This window comes from Haliea sp. E1-2-M8 (genome assembly GCF_030649675.1).
Lineage (GTDB): Bacteria > Pseudomonadota > Gammaproteobacteria > Pseudomonadales > Halieaceae > Haliea.
Genome location: NZ_JAUTDR010000005.1, coordinates 20,798 through 39,074 on the forward strand (window position 1 = coordinate 20,798; position 18,277 = coordinate 39,074).

14 protein-coding genes are annotated in these 18,277 nt (G+C 63.5%); 9 read left to right on the plus strand and 5 right to left on the minus strand.

Annotated elements, in window-relative coordinates; translation table 11 throughout:
* Positions 1-14: 14 nt before the first annotated feature.
* Together queD and Q6D67_RS05430 are read left to right on the plus strand one after the other, a co-directional pair.
* Entirely contained in the window at positions 15-374 is a 360-nt protein-coding gene (queD, locus tag Q6D67_RS05425) for a 6-carboxytetrahydropterin synthase QueD (protein WP_304704569.1), read from the plus strand.
* Positions 375-806: 432 nt separating this feature from the next.
* On the plus strand, positions 807-1,436 hold the full coding sequence (locus Q6D67_RS05430; RefSeq protein ID WP_304704570.1) for a LysE family translocator: 630 nt from the start codon (positions 807-809) through the stop codon (positions 1,434-1,436).
* Positions 1,437-1,451: 15 nt separating this feature from the next.
* On the opposite strand, the gene Q6D67_RS05435 is transcribed toward Q6D67_RS05430, so the two are convergent.
* On the minus strand, positions 1,452-1,778 hold the full coding sequence (locus Q6D67_RS05435) for a DUF3301 domain-containing protein (protein WP_304704571.1): 327 nt from the start codon (positions 1,776-1,778) through the stop codon (positions 1,452-1,454).
* A gap of 24 nt (positions 1,779-1,802) precedes the next feature.
* On the minus strand, positions 1,803-2,573 hold the full coding sequence (locus tag Q6D67_RS05440; RefSeq protein WP_304704572.1) for an alpha/beta fold hydrolase: 771 nt from the start codon (positions 2,571-2,573) through the stop codon (positions 1,803-1,805).
* A gap of 63 nt (positions 2,574-2,636) precedes the next feature.
* On the opposite strand from Q6D67_RS05440, the gene Q6D67_RS05445 reads away from it, so the two are divergent.
* Positions 2,637-3,425 (plus strand): hypothetical protein, encoded by a 789-nt coding sequence (locus Q6D67_RS05445; protein ID WP_304704573.1) that lies wholly within the window; start codon positions 2,637-2,639, stop codon positions 3,423-3,425.
* A gap of 62 nt (positions 3,426-3,487) precedes the next feature.
* Here Q6D67_RS05445 and Q6D67_RS05450 read toward each other — a convergent pair whose 3' ends face one another.
* Both Q6D67_RS05450 and Q6D67_RS05455 read right to left on the minus strand, forming a co-directional pair.
* Positions 3,488-4,303 (minus strand): crotonase/enoyl-CoA hydratase family protein, encoded by an 816-nt coding sequence (locus Q6D67_RS05450; protein ID WP_304704574.1) that lies wholly within the window; start codon positions 4,301-4,303, stop codon positions 3,488-3,490.
* A 39-nt stretch (positions 4,304-4,342) separates the two neighbouring features.
* Positions 4,343-4,900, minus strand: coding sequence for a nitroreductase family protein (locus tag Q6D67_RS05455; RefSeq protein ID WP_304704575.1), 558 nt, complete (start codon positions 4,898-4,900; stop codon positions 4,343-4,345).
* Positions 4,901-5,214: 314 nt separating this feature from the next.
* On the opposite strand from Q6D67_RS05455, the gene Q6D67_RS05460 reads away from it, so the two are divergent.
* Positions 5,215-7,494, plus strand: a complete 2,280-nt coding sequence (locus tag Q6D67_RS05460; RefSeq protein WP_304704576.1) for a TonB-dependent receptor — start codon at positions 5,215-5,217, stop codon at positions 7,492-7,494.
* 45 nt (positions 7,495-7,539) lie between these two features.
* On the opposite strand, the gene Q6D67_RS05465 is transcribed toward Q6D67_RS05460, so the two are convergent.
* Entirely contained in the window at positions 7,540-9,396 is a 1,857-nt protein-coding gene (locus Q6D67_RS05465) for a beta-ketoacyl synthase (RefSeq protein WP_304704577.1), read from the minus strand.
* A gap of 138 nt (positions 9,397-9,534) precedes the next feature.
* Here Q6D67_RS05465 and Q6D67_RS05470 point away from each other — a divergent pair, with 138 nt between their 5' ends.
* The 5 genes from Q6D67_RS05470 to Q6D67_RS05490 all read left to right on the plus strand — a co-directional run bounded on the left by Q6D67_RS05470 (position 9,535) and on the right by Q6D67_RS05490 (position 18,263).
* On the plus strand, positions 9,535-10,521 hold the full coding sequence (locus tag Q6D67_RS05470; RefSeq protein ID WP_304704578.1) for a GlxA family transcriptional regulator: 987 nt from the start codon (positions 9,535-9,537) through the stop codon (positions 10,519-10,521).
* An 88-nt stretch (positions 10,522-10,609) separates the two neighbouring features.
* Positions 10,610-12,202, plus strand: coding sequence for a tetratricopeptide repeat-containing sulfotransferase family protein (locus tag Q6D67_RS05475; RefSeq protein WP_304704579.1), 1,593 nt, complete (start codon positions 10,610-10,612; stop codon positions 12,200-12,202).
* 302 nt (positions 12,203-12,504) lie between these two features.
* A complete protein-coding gene (locus Q6D67_RS05480; protein WP_304704580.1) occupies positions 12,505-14,964 on the plus strand; it encodes a TonB-dependent receptor in 2,460 nt (819 codons plus the stop codon).
* Positions 14,965-14,978: 14 nt separating this feature from the next.
* Complete coding sequence (locus tag Q6D67_RS05485) at positions 14,979-16,886, plus strand: NAD(P)-binding protein (RefSeq protein ID WP_304704581.1); 1,908 nt, start codon at positions 14,979-14,981, stop codon at positions 16,884-16,886.
* Positions 16,887-16,892: 6 nt separating this feature from the next.
* The gene (locus Q6D67_RS05490) at positions 16,893-18,263 is read left to right on the plus strand and encodes a Na+/H+ antiporter NhaC family protein (RefSeq protein ID WP_304704582.1); all 1,371 of its coding nucleotides are present in this window, start codon (positions 16,893-16,895) and stop codon (positions 18,261-18,263) included.
* The last annotated feature ends 14 nt before the right edge of the window (positions 18,264-18,277 follow it).

The window sequence follows — 18,277 nt, forward strand, 5'->3', positions numbered from 1 at the left end:
CAGGTTCACCAGCCATGGATATCTTCAAGGAATTTCATTTCGAGGCCGCCCACCGCCTGCCCAATGTGCCGCCCGGGCACAAATGCGCACGCCTGCACGGCCACTCGTTTCAGGTCCGGCTGGTGGTCTCCGGCCCGGCCGCGGAGCCGAGCGGTTGGGTGATGGACTTCGGTGACATCAAGACTGCCTTCAAGCCGACACTCGACAGGCTTGACCATTACTACCTGAACGACATTCCAGGCCTGGAAAATCCCACCAGCGAAAATATTGCCCGCTGGATCTGGCGCGAACTGTCGCCAACGCTGCCGCAGCTGACCCAGGTTGAGATTCGCGAGACCTGCACTTCCGGCTGCATCTACCGGGGCCAGGATTGAGCTGTCATAAAACCGTTACGTCCCGGTAACATGGCGCAAATGTCTTGACGATCAGAAAAACGCTATGCCAACAGGGGTCCCGTAGATTGGTACGATTTGTTACCGAGACAGCCCCTACTCGCGATGTTCCCCAAGCACTGGGGAAGTTACGTTAGGTAGCAAGAGGGAAAAGGTTATGCACAAATGCAGCGCAGTGATAATTCGGTGCAAGCTTAGCCCCACAAAACAAAGTGTCACTTTAGATAAACTACGTAACTATATGTATTAAAAGGGAATTTAACTATTGTTTATTTTTTAACCAATCTGTAACACGGCCCCGGACCACTGGCTTCGGGGCGCCGTTAAACAAATTGTGCACCGACTTATCCACAGATTCTGTGGAAAAATGATGAGGGCTTGAAAGGTGTTACCAACCGCTGGAAAGCACTGCTTATGACTCTGAGCGCCTGGCTGTCACTGCTCGGAGTGTGCCTGCTCGGAGCGATGTCCCCCGGGCCCACCCTCGCCGTAGTCCTGCGCTCGGCGCTTGCCGGAGGCAGGCCGGTAGGGCTTGCCGCGGCAGTCGCCCATGGCCTGGCAGTGGGGTGTTACGCACTGTTTACCGTAGGCGGCCTGTCGGTCCTGATCGCCCGCTCCCCACAAACGTTTTTTGCCCTGCAACTCGCCGGCGCCGGCTGGCTTATCTACCTCGGAGTCTCGGCATTGCGCAGCGGCGGCAATCCCTCGGCCACCACTGCCGGGGCTGGCGCGGCGCCTCAAACCAGCCCCTGGCAGGGGGCAGTCAACGGTTTTCTGATCGCCTTCCTCAACCCCAAACTGGCCCTGTTCATGCTGGCCCTGTTCAGCCAATTCCTGCCCGCAGAGCCCAACTGGCCAATCTATGCCCTGATGGTAACCACTGTCGCAGTCACCGACGCGCTTTGGTATTGCCTGGTGGTGCTACTGGTTAGCAGACCGGCCTGGATGGCGCTACTCCAGCGCAAGGGGCAACGGGTCGACAAGCTGCTGGGCGCAGTCCTGATTGTCCTGGGCGCTGTCGTGATCCTGAGGCTGGTACTGTAGGTGCCGCCTGCGTGGTCAGTGCAGGGTGGCATCGGGCTCCCGCACCACCACCGCCTGCAGGCGCTGGCCCAGCATAATGACAAAGCCCTCGTGCCGCTCCACGCCATCGTAGCTGTAATCGAAACGGTACTGGCGCCAGACCCGCCAACTGCCGCGCTCGTCCCGACTCAGGGACACACGCGAGAGCTGAACGGTCTGGTCGAGGAGCTGAAAATCATCGCGTTTGCCGGCGTGGCGAACTGCCGCCACCGCCAATTCCCGTACCCGGATGGAGGAGAGAAACCACACGCAGAGGGCGCCAAAGGCGAGCACGGCCAGCACTTCCCCCAGGGTAAAATACACGATCAGGCCCCGCGCCGGCGCAAATCAGCCGTCAAGGAAACGCATCACCAGCTTGTTGAACTGCGCTGGCTGCTCCACGTGTAGCCAATGGCCGCAACCAGGCATTTCTGCCAGCTCTGCCTGGGGGAAACGCGCCTCGATCGCCGGGAGGTGTTCGTCCCTGATATAGGGCGACTCGCCGCCCTTGATGAACAGGGTGCGGCCAATGAAAGGTGCTTGCTGAGGCACCTCCGCGAGCACCTCGGCATAACGTTCGCGCAGGACCTTGAAATTGAAGCGCCAGTGATAGTCACCGGCATCGTTGCGCTGCAGGCTCAGCAACAGAAACTGAATGACGCTGTCCTCCTGCAGGTGCTCCGCCATCAGCTTCGCGGCCTCGTTGCGGCTGCGGCACCCGGCGCCATCGACCGCGGCCAGCGCCGCGAACACCGCGTCGTGGGAGGCCGGATAGGCCACCGGGGCGATATCCGCCACGACCAGGGCGTCCACCCGGTACGGTGCATCGAGCGCCAATTGCATGGCCACCTTGCCGCCCAGGGAATGGCCGACAAAATGTGCCATCTCCAGGTCGCGGTGCGCCATCCAACGCTGCACTGCGTCCGCCAGATCCGGCAGCGCCATGCTCCCGGTCCAGGCTGAGCGACCGTGGTTGGGCAGATCGAGGCTATGTACCCGGTAGTGATCCTGCAGTGCGCGGGACAACCCTCCCAGGTTGCTGCCCACCCCGAACAAACCGTGCAAAAGCACCACGTCAGGGCCGTCTCCAGCCACCGAGTCGAATACTTCAGCTGCCATTGTCGCTGTCTCCCCCGCGAGATTTTGCTACCATGCGCGCACTATAAACGAACTGGAGCCACTATGCGTTATTTCCGCACTCTGGGCCGGGCGGCCGTAGCCCTTGCGGTACTGCTCGGGCTCGCCGCCTGCAGCGGCGCGCCGACCTACAACCCCACCGTCTTTGCCTATGAACTGGACAAGGAGCGGCTGGCGCAGAACCAGATAAAGACGGTCATCATTCCCCATGTCAACCTCGGCCCGGTCTCCCGCGCCTACCTCGACAAAGAGGCGCCGCGCATCGACGGCATGGTCCAGACCTACCTGAAGGAGCATGGCTACAAGGTCCTGCCCCAGCGCGATTTCATCCAGCACTGGAACACCGGGGTGCGCGCTTTTGGCAATCCCTACGACCCGACGACCGGCCGGGTCGATATGGCGACCTTCGCCCAGGTCATGCAAAGCGTACGTGACCGCCTGCGGGAAACCAGCGAGCTGGACGCCTTTGTCTTTACTGACCTGATCGAGTCACAGGTACCCTTTGGCACCGGTATGCAGCACATCGCCCGCTGGCATGGGGTAAGCCGCAAGCCCTCGCTGCAGGGGCCCGGCACTGGCGTCTCCGCCGACTTCGACTGGAACCAGGGGGCCTCGGTGGCCTCTCTCCAGATCAGCGTTTATGACATGGAGCTGCAGCGCCTGTTCGCCAGCGTAGGCGGCCTCGATGCCACCGACGCCATTGACGCACGCTCTTCCGCCGGCCGCTTTATCCGCCGCCGCAACATCCTGGAAAACGAGAATTTCGTCAACGAGGGGATCGCCATCGCCTTCCACCCGTTCATCGTTTCGGAAATCTGGCCCGGCAATCCCTAGGCGGGGCACCAGCTAGGCGCTCCCTCGGCGGGCCCCAGCTAAGCGCCCCCTCGGCGGCCCCCCTAATCTTCGTAGGACGCTTTCTTTTTCGCGGCCTGGGCCTGAATCCCCGTCATAAGGTCCGCCTGACTCAGCATGCCCGCGTTCCAGGTGGCGATATAGTTGAGGCCGTCCCGCACGCTGTGGTCGCGGGTATACAGCAGCATCTCCTTGGTGCCGCGCACCGCCAGCGGCGATTTGCCGGCGATGTTGCGGGCGATAGCCGTGACCTCGCGCAGCATGGTCTCGCGATCATCAAAGACCCGGTTCACGAAGCCAACCTCGCGCGCCTCTTCCGCATCCAGGTTGCGCCCGGTGTAGGCCAGCTCCCGCACCACACCCTCGGCAACCAGCCTGGGCATGCGCTGCAGGGTACCGACGTCCGCAGTCATGCCAATGTCGATTTCGCGGATCGCGAACCAGGCATCCTCGGTGGCGTAGCGCATGTCGCAGCAACAGACCAGGTCGACGCCGCCCCCGATACAGGTGTTGTGGATCGCGGCCAGCACCGGTTTGCGGCAGTTTTCAATCGCGCTCAGGTTGTCCTGCATGCGCAGTACATTGCGCCGGAACTCCTCGCCCTGGCGGGCGGGGTCGCTGGACTTCCCCTTGAGGCCATTGAACATGGCAAGGTCCAGACCGGCGCAGAAATGCTTGCCATTCCCGGTCAGGATCACCGCCCGCACAGCGGGCTCCGCATCCAGCCACTCAAAGCAGGCCTGTAGCTCCGGCCACATAACGGCGCTCATCGAATTGGCCTTGTCCGGGCGGTTGAGGGCCACGGTGGCCACCTGCTGCTCAATGCTCAGGGCCAGGGTCTCGAATTCAGGTATCGACATGATGGCAATCACTCCAGTGGGTACACTATGGGCCGCCACCTACCAGCGGCTGAGAAAATCAGCCGGGTTCAACGCCGGCAGATTCTTGGGGTTGCCGTCCCGGGTACCCAGGTAGAGAAAGGCAACCACTTCCTCGTTACTCTCCAGGCCCAGCGCGGACCCAACATAGGGATCAAAGGCCGCGTTGCCGGTGCGCCAGATACCGGCGTAATCGAGGGCCTCCGCTGCCAGCAGGATAGCGTGGGCAGCGCAGCCGGCTGACAGTCGCTGCTCGTCCGCAGGCACCTTGGGGTGCTCCTGCAGGCGAGCAACGACCACCAGTACCAGCGGCGCCCGCAGCGGCGCCGAGCGGGCTTTTTCCCGGGCTGACGAGTCGGCGGCCGGATCCCGGCGCAGGAGGCAGCGTTCCAGCACTTCACCGAAGTCCTCCCGTCGCTCGCCCTCAATGGCAATGAACCGCCAGGGGCGCAGCCAGGCGTGATCCGGAGCCCGCAGTGCCGCCTGCACAAGTTCGTCGAGTTGCTCCGGCGAGGGCGCGGGGGCTACCAGTCGCGGCGCCGAATTACGGGTTTGCAGACGTTGCAGGAGATCGGACATAGGTTCGCGGATACGCTCCAGCTACACAGGGCAGTCATCATACCAGCGGGTCGGGAAAACCGCGAAGACCCTGTGCCGCCGCTGTGCTCCCGGTAATTTTTACGCGCCCGGAGACTGGCATCCGTGTGGCGGTATGTTTAAAGTGTCAACTTGGCGTCCCCGCAAGAAAAACTGCGGTAATAATCAGGCTTGTTCGACCTTGCCAAAACCACCACAATTTACCGAACATCGATAACAGCGCAGCGCACGCACAGGGGACAGGCGCACTACCGGTAACAGCAGCAGTGATTTTATAATTACAAGGAGCACACAACATGCAGCACACCACTCAACCGCAATCCCTGAGAAAAAGCCCTCTGGCAGCCGGCATAGCCGCTCTGCTGGGCACCGTCATGGCAACCACTTTCACCTCGGCAGTCCAGGCCCAGGAGGAGAACCGCCGCGGCGCTTCCGCCTTGCTGGAAGAAGTCGTGGTCACCGCCCGGAAGCGCGAGGAAGGTTCCCAGGAAGTGCCGATGGCCATCTCCGCACTCGGTGCCGACCAGCTGGAAGCGCTGAAGATTCGCGACCTGACCAACCTCTCCGTACGCCTGCCCAACGTGGCGCTGGATGATGTCGGCACCGCGCGCGGTACCGCAAACTTCGCCATTCGCGGCCTCGGCGTCAACAGCTCCATCCCGGGCATCGACCCGACGGTGGGCGTGATTGTCGATGGCGTTTATATCGGCCTCAACAGCGGCATCCTGTTCGACACCTTTGATCTGGAGAGCGTGGAAGTGCTGCGCGGCCCCCAGGGCACCCTGTTCGGCCGCAACGTAACCGGCGGCGCGGTCCTGCTGAACACCAAAAAGCCCGGCGACGAGTTCGAACTCTCTCTGCGCGCCGCCATTGACCAGGGCCCGGACGGCGGCCCCAGCCGCTACATCATGGGCAGCGTCGGCGGCCCGGTGAACGACTGGCTGGCAGCCCGCGTCACCGCCTACCACAACGACGATGACGGCTTTATCGAAAACCAGTTCGACGGTGAGGACGTTGGTGCCATCCGCCAGACCATGTTTCGGCCGGTAGCGGTGCTCACCCCGACCGACGAGCTGGAAGTGATCCTGCGCTACGAGTACAGCGAAGTTTCCGGCGACGGCCCTATCGGCCAGAGCCATACCAACGGCTCCGGCGTGCCGGGCTTCCCGGTAAATTTTGATCGCGACGAGTTCGACGTCTCCATCGACGAGGTGGGTTTCCAGGACAACGAAACCAACGCGTTCACCGCCGAGGTCAACTACGACGTCGCCTTCGGTGACGGTACGGTTACCAACATCTTCGGCTGGCGCGACTACACCTCCAATGGTCTCGGGGACATCGACGCCCAGCCGGTGTGGATGTTCCACGCACCCTCCTGGCTGGACTACGAGCAGGTCAGCAACGAGCTGCGCTACAACGGCCTGTTCAGCGAGCGCTACAACGTCACCACCGGCGTGTTCTACTTCGACAGCGAGATCAACTATCACGAGCGTCGGGAACTGCTGGGGATCGCCACCGGCGGTGTGGCGCCTGCCGCCCAGTTTGACGGCGGCGGCAATCTGCTGACCGAGACCTGGGCCGTATTCGCCTCGGTGGACATCGACCTCAATGACCAGTGGATCCTGAGCCTGGGCGCCCGCTACTCCGAGGAAGAAAAGGAGACGGAAATCGCCTCCCTGAGCAAGAACATCAACAACCCCTGCAATATTGTCACCGCCGGGGACTGTGCATATGACTTTATCGACGATGACAAGTGGGACAGTTTCTCACCCAGGGTGGGCCTGACCTACAACCTGTCTGACGACTCGTTCATCTACGGCTCCTACAGCCAGGGTACCCGCTCCGGTGGCTACAACATGCGCAACACCTCCTTCAACCCGGCGGACACCCCCGGACCGTTTGATCAGGAAACCGTCGACAGCCTGGAGCTCGGCTACAAGTCGTCCTTCGGCGGCCGCGGTATCCTCAACGCCGCGGTGTTCTACAACCAGATCGATGACATGCAGCGGGAGATCAACCTGCCCGGCCCGATCGGCGTGATCCAGCTGGTACGCAACACCGCCGAGGCCACCATCATGGGCCTGGAAGTGGACGCAACCTGGGGTCTGACCGACAGCCTGGTGGCCATCGCCTCGGTCGGTGTGCTCGATGCCAGTTACGACGAGGTGCTGGTGGATCTCAACGGTGACGGCGTCATCGACGGGGCCGACAAGGACCTGGACCTGCCGCGGGCGGCGGACCTGACCTGGACCGTGGGCCTGAACCACGATATGGAACTGGGCAGCTGGGGTTACCTCGGCTCGCGGATCAGCTACTCCTACCGGGATGAGTCGGCCTATACCGACAACAACCTCGGCACCCTCAACGAGCAGAAGCGGGTTGATGCCGGCCTCGACTTCTACAGCAACGACGGCCACTGGGTATTCTCCATCTACGGCCGCAACCTGCTGGACGAAGTGCTGCACGGCAACGACACCCAGCTTCCGGACAACATCTCGGGAGTGCCCCTGGGCGGCACCTTCGCGCCCATGTCCAAGGGTCGTCGCGTCGGTCTGGAAGTCACCTACAACCTGTAGGCCGCCACCGCAGCTCTACTCAAGGCAGCCTTCGGGCTGCCTTTTTTATGGCTGCATGTCCGCGTAGGGATTGGGCAGGTCCAGGTCGATACGGTAGCTGCCCACCTGCATGTCCCGCTCGCCAATGGCGACATCTGCGTCCCCCAGCACCCCAAAATCAAAGCGGTAGGTAGGCGACACCGTGCCGGCGGTCATTGCTGCATCGTAATCCTGCTGGCGTGCGCGAACCTCCTCATTCGCCCGCTCCCAGGCCTGCCACTGGCCGCTGCCGTGGCGCGACTGCAACATGCGGGCAGTCACCGCGGGGCTCAGCAGCGTGGCCGAGGCATTGTTGCCGCCGAACCCCTTGGAGTTGATGATGGCATAGGACTGCCGGGCTGGATCGATTTCCCGGTGGCGCAGGGTAAACGCCAGGCCGTCCTGACAGACATCCTCCGCCAGCGCATCAATGGTATTGATACCAGGGATGATGCCATCGGCCCAGATTCCCAGAGTCGCGCTGACCTGGTCCCCGGAGGCAGAGCCCAAAGAGTGCCCCAGGTAGCATTTCAGCGCCGCCACTGGCCAGGCATCGATCCCGAACGCTTTTGCCGTCGCCGACAGAATCTGGGACTCTGTCACCCGGTTTTGCGGGGTGCCGGTGCCGTGGGCCTGTACCAGGCCACCCTTGCGTACCGCCTGTTCGCCGAGCATGGCGCGTACCGCGGCCACTGCCTTGGCCATGGTGATGTAGTTGCCGACGCCCGGCCCCGAGATGGACTTCTTGTAGCCGTCCGCGTTGACGAATACATCGGTGGCGGCGCCATAGACCGTGGCGCCCAACTCCAGCGCCAGGGCGTCGTCAAAGAGCACGACCATCTGCGAGGATTCGGCAATCGTGAAGCCACAGTTCTCCGCAAAGGGCCGACAGGCACGCCGGTGATCCGGTTCCACGTCAGACGGCAGGCCGTCCAGCTCCCGCAGGCCCTTGTCAGACGCCAGCGCACCCATGGCGCCATAGCCTTCCATCACTTCCGGATTGACCGGGGCCTCGGAGGAACCGATAAACGCCACCCGCGCCCTGCCGCTGCGAATGTCCTCAATACCGAGGCGCAGGTTGTACAGGAACGAGGCGCAGGCTCCCAGGCTGGCGCCGGTCGCGCCGAGGCTCCCCAGTACATAGGCGTTGACGAAATCCGCCGGCATCTCCGCCAGTGACAGGGGGCAGAACTTGGAGGTCACCCGCTGGCCGTTGTAGCGTGCTTTGAGCATGCCGCCGCCACCGGCGTCGTCCAGCTGACCCATGGCACTGCCGGCGTAGACGCTGATCTTGTCCGCCGCGACCCGCTGCTGAATCTGCTCCCAGGGAATACCCAGGCTGCCGAGGGCATCGGAGGCCGCATAGACCATCATCTGCAGGCCACGGGGATGGTTGCGCGACTGGTACAACTTGCCGGGATGAAAGCCGGTAGGCAGCTGCCCCGCCGCCTTGACTTCAAATTCACGCAGGCTGGGCAGCAGCATGTCCAGGGCACCGTCGATGCGCACGGCGACCTGGCCCACACTCAGCGGGGTCACGGTCCAGTTGCCGGGGATAATGGCGGGCAGCTGCTGTTTGCGCAGGGTGAGGTGCAACGGGCCACCTTCCCCCTGGGCGACCAGGCGCTGGGTCCAGCTGACCGCGTCCGGGTCGAAGTGACTGGACTCCACTCGCCGGACCAGGGTGTGGTCCAGGATATGGGCAGTACTGGCCACCGGATCCTCCAACCCCATGAGCTGGGCCAGTGCAGCCAGCGTCCGCTGGCGCGTCGCCGAAGGCAGTGCATCCTGAACCAGACGCCGGTAGGCGTGATGACCCGAGGCCCGCCCCGCTCCGTTGATGCCGCCAAAACCCACTATCACCGGTAACCGCGGCTGACCCATTTCTCCCTCCCTGTGGCAACAATGCTCGTAGAGGCACCAGTGTACTGAGACAGTCACCCCATTAGTATGCTATTTTTGCCACTTGCTATACTGTTTCTGCCAAATAAACAGCTGCCAAGTTGAAGAGACGCCACCGCGATGTACACCGTTGCCGCCCTGGTCTACCCGGACGCGCTCGCCAGCAGCCTGACCCTGCCCATGGAGATTCTCGGAGCTGCCAGCCAGACCGCGCTGGGCGCCAACCGCAATGCCCGCCCGCTGTCATTCCTGCTCGCCGGCGACACGCCGGGGCCGGTGACCCTGGCCAGTGGCCTGACCCTGCACACAACAGAGTCCCGCGATGCCCTGCCGCCCCTTGACCTGCTGCTCCTGCCCGCCATCTGGCGCACCCCCCTGCCCACCCTGCGTAGCTGCCGGGAGTGGCTACCGGAACTGTGCCGCATCGCGGCGGCGGGCACCCGCATCTGCAGCGTCGGCACCGCCAGCTGCATTCTCGCCGAGGCCGGCCTGCTCGCCGGGCGCCCGGCCACCACCCACTGGAACTGGTTTGAACGCTTTGCCCGACGCTACCCGGATGTCAATCTCAAGACCCGGCACCTGATCACCCAGAGCGACAACATCTACTGCGCGGGCAGCGTCAACTCGATTGCCGATCTCTGTGTGCACGTCGCCGAGGACTGGTACGGCAGCCGCATCGCCAGGGCCGTGGAGCACCAGTTTTCCCCGGAGATCCGCCAGCCCTTCCGGGCCGCGGCCTGGCAGGACCCGCCCCGCAGCAGCCACCACGACGAAACGGTCCTGCAAGCCCAGCAGTGGCTGCAGGACCGCTTGCATCAAGCTGTGACCCTGAGCGCCCTGGCGCCGGCACTGGGGGTCAGCGACCGCACCCTGCACCGCCGTTTCCGCCAGGCTACCGGCATGACACCGCAGCAGTATCTGAACACGCTGCGCAGCAACAGCGCCCGCGATCTGCTGCGCCGCAGCAACCTGAGCATCGGCGAGATCGCCTGGCAACTGGGGCTGCAGGATACCAGCCACTTCTCGCGCCTGTTCCGGCGCCTGAACGGCATGACGCCTGGAGCGTATCGCGCGGCGGTGCGGGGCAAGCTGTTCGATCCAGGCTGAAATTCCTGCGATTACCGCAGTGCCGGGTGCCATGTGGGAGGGGCTCTGGTACTCTCAGCCACCGTCCTGACAGCAGAAGCAGCGCCCCATGCCCCCACCACCCGGCAGTCCCGAACCCTGGATGCAGCAAGCACTCCAGGAAGGTTACACAAGACTCGCACAGGGGGACCGGCAAGGCGCCGCCGACTGTTGCCGCAGGGTGCTGACGGTGACCCCGGACCTCGCCGAAGGCCATTTCCTGGTGGGCCTGGTCGCCGCCGAGAGCAACGATCTGGGCACAGCGGTGCAGGCCTTTGGCTCGGTCACCAAACTCAACCCTGCCCACGGTGCAGCCTGGGCCCAACTCGGGCGCCTGTTCATGCGCCTGGGCCACGTCAACCGCGCGGATGACGCTCTGGCCAGCGCGGTAAAAAACCAGGATGGCAACCCCCTGGTGCAGGATACGATCGCCACGGTCTATACGCTGTTGGGTGACACAGAGGCTGCAGCGACATGGTTGCACGCCGCCGTCGCGCAGCAGCCGCGCAATGTGGCCTTGCGCATCAACCAGGCCAACAACCAGATGTTCACCGGCGACTTCGACGCCGCCCGGCGAAGTCTCCAGTATGCGCTGGCAGAGCAGCCGGAGAACGCCAATGCCCACTGGTTGCTGAGCGGGCTCGGCCGCGCCACCGACGACAGCCATGTGCAGCAGCTGCAAAACCTGCTGCAACGCGCCCGGGACAACCCCCGCGACCGGGCCTACCTGGGCTACGCCCTGGGCAAGGAACTGGAAGACCTGGAGCAATGGCCAGAAGCCTTTGCCGCCTATGCCACCGGCGCCGAGGCCCGACGCGTCTCGCTCAGCTACAACGAGAGCGCCGAGATCGCGATGTTTCGAGCATTGCAGCAGACCTTCGATCAGTCCTGGCTGGAGCGCCAGGCACCGGGTTGCGACGACCCGGCACCAGTGTTTATCGTCGGCCAGCCCCGCACCGGCACTACGTTGGTAGAGCGCATCATCACCAGCCACTCCATGGTTCACTCCGCCGGCGAGCTGCGCCAGTTCGACAGCTCCCTGCGCCGCCTGCTTAATTATCGCGGCCGCGAGCGCCACTCGGCGGAACTGGTGACTGCGGCGGCAGGCATGGACTTGCGCCGGCTGGGCGAAGCCTATTTGAGTACCAGCCGCAAGTTCCAGGGCACGCTGCCGCGATTCGTGGACAAGCTGCCCACCAACTACCGCTACCTGCCGCTGATCCTCGCCGCCCTGCCCAATGCGAAAATCATCCACCTGCGCCGCGATCCCATGGATGCCTGTTTTGCCAGCTTCAAGCAGCTGTTCGCGGAAGCCTATCCCCATTCCTACCGGCAGGAAGAGATGGCGCGCCACCACGCGCGCTATCTGCGCCTGATGAGTTGCTGGCGCGAGCGCTTCGGCGATCGCTTTCACGAGGTGCGCTACGAGGATGTTGCGGCGAACCTGGAACCCAATGCGCGGGCGCTGATCGATTTTCTCGGCCTGCCCTGGGAGCCGGCCTGCCTGGAGTTCCACCGGCAAGCGTCTGCGGTGACCACGGCCAGCGTAGTGCAGGTCAGGGAAGCGGCCCACACCCGTTCGGTCGGACGCTGGCGCCGCTATGCGGAGCAGTTGCAGCCGATGCGCCGGGCGCTCGCTGCCGAGGGGGTCGACGTCGACTGAATAACTGCACCGTGCGCCTCCTCCCTCCTCGCGGCTACCCCTAAAGTGTTAGGTAAAAGCCGCCCGCGGCGATTGCAAAGCCCGCTTGATTCTCGTAACTTCATTCGCACCTGCTCGGAGTCGACCGACGCACGGCGACTGTCTTTTGGCATCGACGGCGGATAGAGTTTTTCCGAACGAACCATCCACAATAACGAAGACAGTGGTTCAGCTGACGCCGTGACGCCCGCAATAACGTCATAAACCGTTCGGCCCCGGGGGCCGGACACCGCAGTGCCACATGACTTCACAAGGGGTACGTCATGACTACAACACCGAACAGAAAGTCCCGCACCAGTTCGTCCTTTTCCCGCTCTCCGAGCCTGTCCCGCTCCGCCCTCGCCGCGGCGGTTTCTGCCGCGCTCCTGGCCGGCCCCATGGCCAGCCCCGCCCGCGCCCAGCTCGAGGAAATTATCGTTACCGCGACCAAGCGCGCGGAGTCGGTAATGGATGTGCCGCTGGCGGTGCAGGCCTTGTCGGGAGAGTTCCTGCGCGAGGTCAACCTGGATGACATCAAGGATCTGGTGTCCTTCACCCCGGGGGTAACCGGCAATTCCAAGGACAGCTTCCTCGACACCATCCGGGTGCGTGGCATCGTCACCAACGATTTCGGCAACGGTGGCGACCCGTCTCTGGGGGTCTACAAGAACGGTTTTTACCAGGGGCGCAATGGCTCCGCGGTCACCAGCCTGTTTGACCTCGACCGCGCCGAGATCCTGCGCGGGCCGCAGGGTTTCCTGTTCGGGCGCAACTCAATTTCGGGCGCCTTCAGCGTCTTCACCACCAAGCCGGTGCGCGGCGACAGTGATGCCTACGTGGATGTGCGGGTCGGCGAGCGCGGCGTTTTCACCGGCGAGGCGGCCGGCAATATCGACATCGGCGATTCCTTCGCCGTGCGGATCGCGGGCTACCACTCGGAAGAAGATGGCTACGTTACCAACATCGCCACCGGCAACAAGTTCATCAAGCACAACAAGGATGCCTTGCGTTTAACCGGGGTCTACGACAACGGCGGCGCCCTCGATGCCACCGTGTTCCTGGAGTACGAAGACCGCAAGCAGTCCGGCACCATCTACCGCGCCACCGGCAACGCGGGCTCCTTTGCCCTGCTGGAGGACATCTACGGTGAGATCGAAGTGCCCTCCGATCCGCGCAAGATCAACATCGATGAACCGGACAACGGCGTTTTCGAAACCGGCGAGATCTACAGTGTCGGCCTCGAAGCAAACTACGACATGGGCTGGGCGAGGGTCACCTCGCTTACCAACTACAAGGATCACGACTACCGCTACACCGAGGATTTTGACGGCACCCCGCTGACCATTTTCAATTACGAACAGATCCAGTCCGGCGAGTATTTCGAGCAGGAGATCCGGCTGACATCGCAGAATGACGGCATGTTCAACTGGTATACCGGCGTCTCCTATTACCGCGAGGAAATCGACACCCTGTTCCTGGGCCAGCAGGACGAGGACCTGTACTGCAACGTCTACTGGGGCGACACCTGCGAGGGCGTATTCGACTACTACAATAACGCCTACGACGGCGCCTACGCCTATGTGCTGTACGACTACTTCGGCACCTACGACTGGCAGGCCAGCCCTACCGGACGCATGGACGACTGGAACCGCACCCGGGGCGTGTTCCAGGGCTGGGCCGCCTACCTCGACTTGAGCTTCCGCTTCAGCGAGAAGCTGGATGCCAGCATTGGCGTACGCTACAACGACGACGAGAAGCGCATGTCCCAGGAAGTGCTGACAGCGCTGAATCCCAGCCCGGTACTGGGCAACCGGGTCCAGACCGGCTTCACTACTCCCGACGGGCCGGTAGAGGACACCCGGGACTGGACCAAGCCGACCTGGCGCGCGGCCCTGAACTACCGGCCCGTCGACGACATGCTGTTTTACGGCACCATCACCACCGGCCACAAACAGGGCGGTTTCAACAGCTTCAAAGTGATACCCGACGGTCTCTGGGGAACGATCGAGGCCCGCCCCGGCACTCATGTGCCCGGCTCCTTCGACGAGGAGAGCGTGATCTCCTACGAGATTGGCTACAAGGGCACTCACCTGGACGGCCGCAGCCAGGTCCAGCTCAACGCGTTTATCTACGAGTATGAAGACCTCCAGGCCACCTGCGGCATTCCCGGCCAGCCGGGGGTAGTGATCTGCAACGTCGGTACGGTGGACGCCCAGGGCGTCGAGGCAACCTGGAACTTCTCCCTCAACGAAAACTGGCGCCTCGGCGCCGGCGGCTCCTGGTTCGATAGCGAGGCAACCGGTATCCAGGCCTTCTGCTCCGAGGGCGAGCGTGTCTTTGACGACGTCAACGCCTGCGAAGGCGAACCCATGCCGGGCACCCCGGAATACACCTTCTACGCCATGCTGGATGGCCAGTTCCCGGTCGGCCATGGCGCCTGGTTCGGCAACCTCGCGTTCAGCTGGGAAGACGAAGCCCGCGCCAGCTACCTGCCGCTGACCCCGGAGAGCACCGACTTCCCGGAAGGCAACCGCCTGCGCAGCGACTGGAGTGAACTGCAGGGCCTGGTGGGTTACCGCTCCGACGACGGCTGGTCCCTGGCTCTGTACGTGGAAAACATCTTCGATGAGGAGTACTTCGACTCCAGCGGCAGCGGTGGCAACCCCAACAACCCCTACGTGCAGACGGACATCAGCCCCAGTCGGCCTCGCACCGCGGGAATGCGCTTCAATTATTCATTCTAGGCGAGGTTTGTGATATGGCTGAGCGCCTCAGGATCACCCGCCGGGACTTTCTCGGTGGCCTTGCCGTCGGTGTCGGCGCCACGGCGCTGTCTCCATTGGAACTGTGGGCCCAGTCCAGTGGCTCCGTTGCAGGCAACAGTTATCCGCCGCTGCTGAGCGGCCTGCGCGGCAGCCATGCCGGCTCCTTCGAAGTGGCCCACGCCGTGTCCTGGCAGGGCGTGCGCTATCCGGTGCCGCAGGAGCAGACCGAAGCCAGCTATGATCTCGTGGTGGTCGGCGGCGGAATCTCGGGGCTGGCTGCGGCCTGGTTTTATCGCCAGCAGGCGGGGCCAGAGGCCCGCATCCTGATTCTGGACAACCACGATGATTTTGGCGGCCACGCCAAACGCAACGAGTTCGAGGTTGGCGGTCAGCGCCTGATCGGCTACGGCGGCAGCCAGTCCATCGACACACCCTCCAGCTACTCCCCGGTCGCCGCCGGACTGCTGCGCGACCTGGGCATCCACACCGAGCGCTTCTACGACTACTTCGACCAGGAGTATTTCGCCAGGCGCGAACTCGGTACCGGGCTCTATTTCAGTGCCAGTCGCTACGGCACCGCGGCCACGCGGCCCCACTTCAAGCCACCGCGCTGGCAGGGCGGCAAGTCAATCGACGACACAGAGCTGGGTGCCATCATCGGCAGCTATCCGCTACCGGAAGCTGCCCGCGCGACATTGATCGAGCTACTCACCGCTCCGCGAGACCACCTTCCGGGCCTCAGCCGGGAGGAGAAAATCGCCTTCCTGCGCAGTACCAGCTACCGGGATTTCCTGCTGCAAACCGTGCGGGCCCCGGAGCCAGTCTACTTGCTGCTGCGGGATAGCATGCGCGGCTTGTGGGGCGTCGGCTATGACGCCCTGTCGGCCCTGGAAGGATATCGCTACGGCGCCCCGGGCACGGAGGGTCTCGGCATCGGTGCCCTGCAGGAGGACAAGGCCGATCACCAGTCCGAGCCCTATATTTTCCACTTCCCCGACGGCAATGCGGGTGTGGCCAGGGCGCTGGTTCGCCAGCTTATTCCCGCTGCCCTCCCCGGTTCCGGCATGGAAGATCTGGTACTGCCAAAGGTGGACTATGCGGCCCTGGACCGCCGCGACAACAGTACCCGCCTGCGCCTCAACAGCACCGCCGTGGAGGCCCGCCACAGTAGCGACGGCAAGTTCGTGGACGTCACTTACGTCACCGGCGGCGAAGTCCATCGGGTGCGGGGCAAGCACACGGTCATGGCCTGTTACAACAACATCCTGCCGCACATTGTCCCCGAGTTGCCCGCGGAGCAGGTGGAGGCGCTGGGCTACGCCAGCAAGGTGCCGCTGGTCTACATCAGTATCGCAGTGCGCAACTGGCGCGCCTTTGCCGAACTCGGCTTCAGCCATATCAGCGTGCCGCAGCCGGAGCTGATGCACAGCTTCGGCCTGGACTTCCCGGTCTCCATGGGCGGCTACCAGGTGGTGCGCGATCCAGACCAACCTACTATCCTGCACGGCAGCTATGTGCCGACCGTTCCGGAGCAGGGCTTCAGCCCCATTGAGCAGCACATTCGCGGGCGCCGGGCCCTGTACGAAATGTCTTTCGAGCAGTTCGAGAAGCCTGTTGTCAGCCAGCTGCAGGGCGCCCTGGGAGCGGGCGGCTTTGACGCCGCGCGGGACATCGCCGGCATCACCGTCAACCGCTGGCCCCACGGCTACGCCTACGAGTACAACGAGCTGTTCGACCCGGTGGCTTATGGCCCGGGGCACGGCCCGCATCTGCTGGGTGCGCGTCAGCTCGGCCGCATCTCCATCGCCAACTCGGACGCCTCGGCCTATGCCTACGTCAACGGCGCCATCGATGCCGCCTGGCGGGCGGTACAGGAACAAACCGGCTCGGTAGCGGGGTAAGGAGGCATGGAAGCTCCTGCGTTGGGCGCGGTCGCGGTCATCCCCACCCTGCTGGTGTTTGGTCTCGCCATCTGGAGCCGCAGACCGATCGAGTCACTGATCAGCGGTTCCCTGTTGGGGCTGGTCATCCTGCACGGTGCGGGCTTTGTTGGTGGCCTTGCCGAAACCTCACTGCGGGTCCTGACTGACGAGGATGTGGCCTGGGTCATCCTGGTCTGTGGCTTCATGGGCAGCCTGATCGGGCTGCTGATCCGCACGGGAGCCACCCGGGCCTTCACCGCCCGCCTGACCCGGCTGGTGCACAGCCAGAAGTCCGCCCTCTTCACCACCTGGGGCCTGGGTATCTTCATGTTCGTCGACGACTATCTGAACTCCCTGGCGGTGGGCGCCGCCATGCGCGACATTTCTGACAAGTTCCGCATTTCCCGGGAAAAGCTGGCCTATGTTGTGGATTCCACTGCGGCGCCGATCAGTGTCATCATTCCCTACTCGACCTGGGGTGCGTTCTTCGGCGGCCTGCTGGTCGCCAACGGGGTGGCGGAAGAAGGTCAGGGATTGACGGTCTATATCCAGTCCATCCCCTACATGCTCTACGCCTGGATTGCGGTATTCCTGGTACCCGTGGTCATCGCCGGGTTTCTGCCCGCGCTCGGACCGATGCGGGCCGCGGAACAGCGGGCCTTTGAAACCGGGGTCACGGTACCGCCGGAGGCGGCCAAGATCGAGGAGGCGAACAACGCCATTGTTCCCAAGGAAGGCTCAAACCCCGGCCTCGCAATGTTCGTGCTGCCAATGCTGACCCTCGTGTTCGCCACCATGTACTTCGACAACGATTTCCTGGTCGGCATCTATCTGACTATGGGCGTTACCGTTGTCGCCATCCTGGGGCTGCGGATACTGGACTTGCACGACACCTTCGATACTGTGATAGACGGCTTCAAGACCATGCTGGAGCCCCTCGCTGTGCTGGTTGCCGCATTCATCCTCAAGGATGTGAACGACGCCCTGGGCCTGCCGGCGCTGGTGGTGGCTACGGTGGAGCCGCTGCTGACCCCGGAACTGCTGCCGGCGATCATTTTTGTCAGCATGGGGCTGGTGTCATTCATGACCGGCTCCAACTGGGGCGTGTTCGTGATCATCCTGCCCATAGTCACCGCCCTCTCCCAGAATCTGGGCGCGGACATGACCCTGGTGATCGGCGCCACCCTGTCCGCCAGCACCTTTGGCAGCCACGCCTGCTTCTATTCGGACGCCACAGTGCTCACCTCCCAGGCCACCGGCTGTACACCATTGCAGCACGCCCTGACCCAACTCCCCTATGCGCTGATCGCCGCCGCCATTACGGTGGCAGGCTACCTGGCCATAGGTTATCTGTGAGTAAAAAGCTTATC

Excerpts from the sequence above, each read along its gene's own strand:
- Q6D67_RS05470 (WP_304704578.1), top strand. The coding sequence starts at position 9,535 with ATGTACACCGTTGCCGCCCTGGTCTACCCGGACGCGCTCGCCAGCAGC.
- Q6D67_RS05475 (WP_304704579.1), top strand. The coding sequence starts at position 10,610 with ATGCCCCCACCACCCGGCAGTCCCGAACCCTGGATGCAGCAAGCACTC.
- Q6D67_RS05460 (WP_304704576.1), top strand. The coding sequence starts at position 5,215 with ATGCAGCACACCACTCAACCGCAATCCCTGAGAAAAAGCCCTCTGGCA.
- queD (WP_304704569.1), top strand. The coding sequence starts at position 15 with ATGGATATCTTCAAGGAATTTCATTTCGAGGCCGCCCACCGCCTGCCC.
- Q6D67_RS05455 (WP_304704575.1), bottom strand. The coding sequence starts at position 4,900 with ATGTCCGATCTCCTGCAACGTCTGCAAACCCGTAATTCGGCGCCGCGA.
- Q6D67_RS05445 (WP_304704573.1), top strand. The coding sequence starts at position 2,637 with ATGCGTTATTTCCGCACTCTGGGCCGGGCGGCCGTAGCCCTTGCGGTA.
- Q6D67_RS05450 (WP_304704574.1), bottom strand. The coding sequence starts at position 4,303 with ATGTCGATACCTGAATTCGAGACCCTGGCCCTGAGCATTGAGCAGCAG.
- Q6D67_RS05430 (WP_304704570.1), top strand. The coding sequence starts at position 807 with ATGACTCTGAGCGCCTGGCTGTCACTGCTCGGAGTGTGCCTGCTCGGA.
- Q6D67_RS05440 (WP_304704572.1), bottom strand. The coding sequence starts at position 2,573 with ATGGCAGCTGAAGTATTCGACTCGGTGGCTGGAGACGGCCCTGACGTG.
- Q6D67_RS05485 (WP_304704581.1), top strand. The coding sequence starts at position 14,979 with ATGGCTGAGCGCCTCAGGATCACCCGCCGGGACTTTCTCGGTGGCCTT.
- Q6D67_RS05480 (WP_304704580.1), top strand. The coding sequence starts at position 12,505 with ATGACTACAACACCGAACAGAAAGTCCCGCACCAGTTCGTCCTTTTCC.
- Q6D67_RS05465 (WP_304704577.1), bottom strand. The coding sequence starts at position 9,396 with ATGGGTCAGCCGCGGTTACCGGTGATAGTGGGTTTTGGCGGCATCAAC.
- Q6D67_RS05490 (WP_304704582.1), top strand. The coding sequence starts at position 16,893 with ATGGAAGCTCCTGCGTTGGGCGCGGTCGCGGTCATCCCCACCCTGCTG.